The organism is Kitasatospora sp. NPDC058032, from assembly GCF_042885845.1.
Lineage (GTDB): Bacteria > Actinomycetota > Actinomycetes > Streptomycetales > Streptomycetaceae > Kitasatospora.
In genome coordinates, this window is record NZ_JBHVRK010000013.1 from 131,045 (window position 1) to 137,603 (window position 6,559).

Consider the following 6,559-nt stretch of genomic DNA (forward strand, 5'->3'; position numbering starts at 1 on the left):
CGCTCCGGCTCTGCGGCGGGTGGGGCGCCCGTTGCCCTTGTGGGGCCCGGGGTCCTCTGTCATGATCATTGCCCGTGATGAACCGTCGCTCGCTGATCGCCGCGCTCGCCACCGCTCCGGCCCTCGTGGCCCTGGACGCCGCCCTGCGTAGCTCCCCGGCCCGGGCCGCCGACCTCTACGCGTCCAACACGGCGCTCTACTCCGACCCGTCCCTGGTCGAAGGGGTGGACTACGGGCGCCGCTCCCGTCGGCACCTGGTCGACGACCAGGACCCGGCCGCCCGCGCGGGGCTGGTCCGAACCACCGTCATCGCGCCGCACGGCGGCGGGATCGAGGGCGGAACCTCCGAGTTGTGCCTGGCCGTCGCCGGCTACCACCCGGCCGACCTCGGCCGCGTCCCGGCCGGCGGGCCGGTGCACGACTTCTGGATGTTCGAGGGCCTGCGCTCCTCCAACAACAGCGCCCTGCACGTCACTTCGACGCACAACGACGACACCGTCGCCCGCGCGATGTGCGCCGGAAGCCTCAACGTGCTGTCGCTGCACGGCTGCACCGCCGCTCAGGCCGGCCTGGAGGCCGGTGCCCGCGCGGTGCTGGTCGGCGGGCTCAACGCCACCTTCCGCCAGTACCTGACGGAGGAGCTCACGGCGGCCGGCATCCGCGCCGTGACGGCCTCCGGCGAGGAGGAGATCGCCGGGATCTCGCCGGACAACATCTGCAACCGCAGCCTGCTCGGCAAGGGCGCCCAGCTGGAGATGACCACCGAGCTGCGCGCCGCGATGTTCGCCGACGGCAAGAACACCCGCGCCGAGCGGGCCAGCAACACCCTTCCGCTCTTCTGGAGCTTCGTGACGGCCGCCCGCACCGCGATCCAGCGGCTGGAGGCGACGCAGCCGGTGCTCTGACGCCGTTCGCCCACGACGGGCGCGACGGGGGACAGGTGTTTGACGGGACGACACACTCAGGCCGACGTGCGTTTACACACTCTCCGTACCGTCACAGCCGCCCGGCTACTCCCCGGGCGCGTGCGCGGCTCGATCGCCGGGCGCGCTGAGGCATCGAGGAGACATCCCTATGCAGCGCAAGGCCTTCAAGGCCGCGGTGGTGGTCGCCATGGCGTCCACCCTGGTGGGCGGCTCGTCCGTCGCAGCCTGGTCCGAGCCCTCGCACCAGAACCAGAACGAGCAGGGCGGGCGCGACGGCGAGATCCGCAACGTCATCTACCTGCTCGGCGACGGCATGGGCCGCACCCACGTCACGGCCGGCCGCGAGCGCTTCTACGGCGCCTCCGGCCGCCTGAACATGGAGCGCATGCCGTTCGTCGGCCAGGTCGCCACCTACGCGGTGGAGAAGGGCAGCAACAAGCCCGCCCTCGTCACCGACTCGGCCAGCGCCGCGACCGCCTGGTCCTCGGGCGTGAAGACGTACAACGCGGCGCTCGGCGTCGACTCGTACGAGAAGAAGGTCGCCACCCTGATGGAGCAGGCCAAGGCGGCCGGCTTCGCCACGGGCAACGTCTCCACCGCCGAGATCACCGACGCCACCCCGGCCGGCCAGTTCAGCCACGTGCTGCTGCGCGGCTGCCAGGGCCCGACGTACTCGGACGCGGCCTGCCTGCCGAAGAACGCCGACGGCACCTACGAGGCGAAGCCGGCCGACACCACCCTGATCACCCCGGTGGCCGAGCAGATCGCCCGCAACGGCACGGCCGACGTCGTGCTCGGCGGCGGCCTGGCCCGCTTCGAGCCGGACGACCAGAAGGCGCTGGAGGCCCAGGGCTACCAGGTGCTCGGCAGCTTCGGCGACCCGGCGCTGCCGGCCCAGACCGCCGCCAGCCAGAAGGTCGCCACCAAGGCCGACCTGGACGCGGCCAAGGGCAAGAAGGTCGTCGGCCTGTTCAACCGCGGCAACCTGACCGTGGAGGCGGCCAAGGCCGCGCTGCCGGCCGGTGCCGCCGAGAAGGCCGAGCCGACCCTGTCGGACATGACCACCAAGGCGCTCGACCTGCTGTCGGCGAAGAAGGGCAAGAACAAGGGCTTCTTCCTCCAGATCGAGGGCGCCCAGATCGACAAGCGCTCGCACGCCAACGACGCCAACCAGACCCTGGGCGAGATCAAGGCCTTCGACGACGCGGTCGCCAAGGCGGTCGACTTCGCCAAGAAGGACGGCCACACCCTGGTGATCGTCACGGCCGACCACGAGTGCGCCGGCTTCAACATCATCGAGAAGGGCACCTTCACCAACGCCGAGGCGGCTGCCCCGCCGGCCAACAACGACGCGGGCAACCCGGCGAACAACAGCTCGCCGGCCCGTACGTCCGGCGGCAACACCAAGGACGCCACCCGCTCCGGCGGCATCGTCAACGGCGCCGGCTCCAAGGACCCGAAGAACTTCGCCCCGGCGACCTTCCGCACCCCCGACGACGCTCCCGGCGTCGCCGACGGCACCCCCGAGGCCAGCCTCTGGCTGACCTACCTGTCCGGCAACCACACCGGTGCCGACGTGCCGATCTTCGCCTACGGCCCGGGCGGCCAGCGCTTCGCCGCCAGCCAGGACAACACCGACCTGTACGGCAAGATGTACCGCGCGCTCTTCAACCGGTCGCCGCAGCGCTGACGTCCGGATCCCACCCCGGGGCCGGGAGCACTCCTCCCGGCCCCGGCCCGCACCCCCAGGAAGAGTCCGCATGAAGCACCGCGCCCGCACCGCCGCCGTCCTGGCCGCCCTCGCCCTCGGCCTGCTCACCGGCTGCTCCGGCGGCGGCGGGGGAGCCGACGCCTCCCCGGCCTCCCCGGCCGCACCGAGCACCCTGGCACTGCCCGCGCCCAAGCAGGCGGCGGCGCCGGCCGCCGTGCTGGCCACCCCGGCCGCGTCGGGCGAGGTCCAGGTCCAGGAGGGCCCGTTCACCGACCGGGTGAAGCTCACCGGGCTGACCCTCTCCAAGGGCTCCACCGTCGGCGGCCACCTGACCGTCACCTCCGACATCAGCGACGTGCTGGTGCTGGAGATCGGCGCCGCGTTCTACGACGACGGTGGACGGCTGGTCGGCACCGGGGCCTTCCACTACCAGGAGGAGGAGCCCGCCACCGGCGGGCACGACGGCCCGCGCGCGGCCGGCGAGGGCATCGACTTCACCGCGGTGGCCGAGAAGCTCACCGGCACCCCCGTGAGCGCCGTGCTGTCGATCCCGGTGCTGGTCAACGAGTAGCCACCTCCGGTGAACCCGCCCTCGCCTTCGGCGTCCTCCTGCCCTCGGGTGGGCTCAACCACTTCACCCACATCGGGCTGATCGTCAACACCATGTGATCCGCTCCGCCCGGAGCCCCGGACTTCTGACGCGGGGACAGCTCCCGGGCCGCGTACGGCGGGTCGTGCGGTGGGGCGACTCCGGGCGCCGGTTCCCTCAATCTCTACAGTCCTGTAGATTTCGGCTGGTGGCGGAGGATGGTGCGGGCCCGACCGAGCCGCCCCTGGGGTGCTCGGTCGACGGTCGTGCCGTCCATGGATCCGGTGGCCCGGATCCGGCCGCCGGCCGTACACCGACAGAGACAACAGGAGTAGCAGTGAGCTCGCGTGTGATCGCGAAGGTTGCCCCCGCCCTCGTACTGGTCGGGCTGGTGCTGGGTGCGCCCGGCGTCGCCCAGGCCGTGCCCGCTGCCACCCGGGCCGCCGTGGCCGTCGAGGCGGCGGTCCCGAACGCCCCGGCCACTCCGGCCGCGGGGTCGGCGGAGGCCGTGCGGCCCGCCGACGACCGTGCCGCCCGCACCGGTTCGCTCGCGGGCTCGCTCGCGTCCGGTGACAAGAAGGAGAAGAAGGGCGGCTTCTTCAAGAAGCTCGGCATCGCCGCCCTGGTCATCGTGCTGCTGATCGTGCTGTTCTTCATCGGGCTCGTGGTGGCGATCGTGTTCGCCGTCCGCCGGATATTCCGCCGCCGCCGCGAGGCGTGACCCGGATCCCGGGCGGGCGGGCCCCGGCCCCGCCCCGCCCGGCCGGTGTCCGCTCCGCGCTCAGGCGTCCTCGATGTCCGGGACGGGCCGCCGGAACCCGGCGGGCGGACCGGGTGATCCGGCACCGAACGCCACGGCGGACCGGTCCGCACGGCGCACCCGAGACGTATTCTGCGGCCGGTTTCCCCCCGGACGGTTGACCGTCGGCCGCGTCCGGCGCTTGGCTCTCCCCGGGCCCGCCGACACGGGGAGCAGGGGCGGGCCGGACCGACGACCCGGGGAGGACCCATCACCATGCGCGCGACGCGAGAGACACCGGCGACGAACCGAACGGCCCGCACCCGCGGATGGGCCCGCGCCGCCTGCGTGCTGGCGGTGGCCGCGGCCGTCGCCGCCACCGCCGCACCGGCCCAGGCCGCAGCTCCGACCTGGGGCCCCACCGCCCAGGTCGACCTCGGCACCGACGGTGTCCGGGCGGACAGCCAGTCGATGACCCTGGGCATCAGCGCCAACGGCCGGTACGCGCTGTTCGGCTCCTCCGCGACCAACCTGCTGGCGGGCGCCGCGGCCCCCGCCTACGGCCTGTACGTGCGTGACCTGCGCACCGGCCGGACCGAGCTGGTCAGCCGCGCCGAGGACGGCACCCCGGTGCCCAACGCCTCCGAGCAGGCGGGGATCAGCGGCGACGGCCGCTACATCGCGTTCTCCGGCGAGGCGAACGGGGTGTTCAACGTCTACGTGCGCGACCGGCTCAAGGGCCGCACCCAGATCCTCACCGACGGCACCGCGTCCGGCACCGGCGACCACGGCTCCTACCAGCCGGTCATCAGCGCCGACGGCCGGCACGTCGCCTTCATGTCGGCCCGCGACGACGCGGTGGCCGGTGCCGCCGTCACCTCGGAGACCCGCAACGTCTACGTCGCGGACCGGGTCACCGGCGCCACCCGGCTGGTCAGCGTCGGGGCGGACGGGCAGCCCGCCAACGGCCCGTCGGAGAACCCGACGATCAGCGCGGACGGCCGGACGGTCGGCTACAGCTCCAAGGCGACGAACCTCCTGCCGGCCGCGCCCGGGGGCGACGCCGGCGTGCTCCGGCAGCGCTACACCACCCTGTACGCCACCGACCTGCACCGCGGCACCACCGTCGTGGCCGGTCTCGACCCCGACGGAACGCCGGGCTCGGCGGACAAGGTGCTCCGGCTCAGCCCCGACGGCCGCTACGCCGCCTACGCGCTCGCCGCGGCCCCGCTGCCGGGTGGCAAGTCCCGTACCGAGCTGTTCGTCAGCGACCTGCGCACGGGGCGGGTGAAGAGCATCCGGACCTCCGCCAACCCGGACGCGATCTGCTGGGGGAGCTCCGGGGCGGCCATCACCGCCGACGACCGCTGGATCTACTTCTCCGGCGGCTGCTCCGACACGATCATCCGGGCCGGTCAGGCGCGGTTCAACCTCTACCGCCAGGACCTCGGGAGCGGCCGCACCGAACTCGTCAGCACGGCCGTCGACGGGACCCAGGAGGACGGCGCCTCGCTCGACCCGTTCGTCCCCGAGAACGGCCGGACGGTGCTGTTCGCCAGCACCAGCGGCAACCTCGTCCCCGGCGGCCCCGGCAGCTACGACTGGCACGTCTACACCCGTTCGCTGACCCACGGGTAGCGCACGGAACACCGGTGGGCCCGACACGGTTCGGGCCCACCGGTGCGGCCGGGAACGGCGGCCCGGCGCCTCAGACCGCGTACAGGCCGTGCGCGGTGAACACCGCGCGGGCCGCGGCGGTCCGGTCGGCGGTCGGGACCGGGGTGTCGGCGAGCGGGAAGTCGAGGCCGAGAGCCTTCCACTTGGCCGCGCCGAGCTTGTGGAAGGGCAGGACGTCGACGCGGGTGACATTGCCGAGCGAGGCGGCGAAGGCGGCGACGCCCTCGACGTTCTCGGTGGGGTCGGTGAGACCGGGGACGAGCACGAAGCGCACCCAGACCTCGGTGCCCAGACCGGCCAGGCGGCGGGCGAAGTCCAGGGTCGGGGAGAGCCCGCGGCCGGTCACCCGGCGGTACAGGGCGCGGTCCCAGGACTTGATGTCGAGCAGCACCAGGTCGGTGTCGGCCAGCAGCGCGTCGTCGGCGCGGGCGCCCAGGTAGCCGGAGGTGTCCAGGGCGGTGTGCAGCCCGAGCTCGTGCTTGAACCGGTGCAGCAGTTCGCCGGTGAGCGCGGGCTGCAGCAGCGGCTCGCCGCCGCTGACGGTCGCGCCCCCGCCGGCGGCCCCGATGAAGGTGGTGTACTTGGCGGCCTCCCGGACGATCTCGTCGGCGGTGACCGGACGGCCGTCGGCCAGGTAGCGGGTGTCGGGGTTGTGGCAGTACTGGCAGCGCAGCGGGCAGCCGGCCAGGAAGGCGACGAAGCGCGTGCCCGGGCCGTCGACGCCGGTGGACAGGTCCCAGGAGTGCAGCCTGCCGGTCACCGGCGCGGTGGGGGCCTCGTCGGCCATGGGGGTCTCCTTCTCCGGTGGTGCGCCGTTTCTCCGGTGGTGCGCCGTCGGCACCCCGGCCGGGCGGGGGGGGAAGGCCGCGCGGCGCACGCCCATGCCCGGCGCGGAGCGGGCGTCCGGCGGGGGGAGC

General features: G+C 73.7%; 6 protein-coding genes. 5 read left to right on the forward strand and 1 reads right to left on the reverse strand.

Annotation, left to right across the window (positions count from 1 at the left end; translation table 11 throughout):
• Nucleotides 1-77 precede the first annotated feature (77 nt).
• The 5 genes from ACFVUH_RS21750 (at nucleotide 78) to ACFVUH_RS21770 (ending at nucleotide 5,603) form a co-directional block, all read left to right on the forward strand.
• Nucleotides 78-905, forward strand: coding sequence for a poly-gamma-glutamate hydrolase family protein (locus tag ACFVUH_RS21750; protein WP_387914966.1), 828 nt, complete (start codon nucleotides 78-80; stop codon nucleotides 903-905).
• Between the two features lie 169 nt (nucleotides 906-1,074).
• Nucleotides 1,075-2,616 (forward strand): alkaline phosphatase, encoded by a 1,542-nt coding sequence (locus ACFVUH_RS21755; protein ID WP_387914967.1) that lies wholly within the window; start codon nucleotides 1,075-1,077, stop codon nucleotides 2,614-2,616.
• 70 nt (nucleotides 2,617-2,686) lie between these two features.
• Nucleotides 2,687-3,208, forward strand: a complete 522-nt coding sequence (locus tag ACFVUH_RS21760) for a hypothetical protein (RefSeq protein WP_387914968.1) — start codon at nucleotides 2,687-2,689, stop codon at nucleotides 3,206-3,208.
• A gap of 355 nt (nucleotides 3,209-3,563) precedes the next feature.
• Nucleotides 3,564-3,947, forward strand: coding sequence for a hypothetical protein (locus ACFVUH_RS21765; RefSeq protein WP_387914969.1), 384 nt, complete (start codon nucleotides 3,564-3,566; stop codon nucleotides 3,945-3,947).
• A 294-nt stretch (nucleotides 3,948-4,241) separates the two neighbouring features.
• The gene (locus ACFVUH_RS21770) at nucleotides 4,242-5,603 is read left to right on the forward strand and encodes a hypothetical protein (RefSeq protein WP_387914970.1); all 1,362 of its coding nucleotides are present in this window, start codon (nucleotides 4,242-4,244) and stop codon (nucleotides 5,601-5,603) included.
• Between the two features lie 70 nt (nucleotides 5,604-5,673).
• Here ACFVUH_RS21770 and pflA read toward each other — a convergent pair whose 3' ends face one another.
• A complete protein-coding gene (pflA, locus tag ACFVUH_RS21775; protein WP_355376349.1) occupies nucleotides 5,674-6,429 on the reverse strand; it encodes a pyruvate formate-lyase-activating protein in 756 nt (251 codons plus the stop codon).
• Nucleotides 6,430-6,559: the final 130 nt, after the last annotated feature.

Coding starts and splice junctions, on each gene's coding strand:
- ACFVUH_RS21750 (WP_387914966.1), top strand. CDS start 78: ATGAACCGTCGCTCGCTGATCGCCGCGCTCGCCACCGCTCCGGCCCTC.
- ACFVUH_RS21755 (WP_387914967.1), top strand. CDS start 1,075: ATGCAGCGCAAGGCCTTCAAGGCCGCGGTGGTGGTCGCCATGGCGTCC.
- ACFVUH_RS21760 (WP_387914968.1), top strand. CDS start 2,687: ATGAAGCACCGCGCCCGCACCGCCGCCGTCCTGGCCGCCCTCGCCCTC.
- ACFVUH_RS21770 (WP_387914970.1), top strand. CDS start 4,242: ATGCGCGCGACGCGAGAGACACCGGCGACGAACCGAACGGCCCGCACC.
- pflA (WP_355376349.1), bottom strand. CDS start 6,429: ATGGCCGACGAGGCCCCCACCGCGCCGGTGACCGGCAGGCTGCACTCC.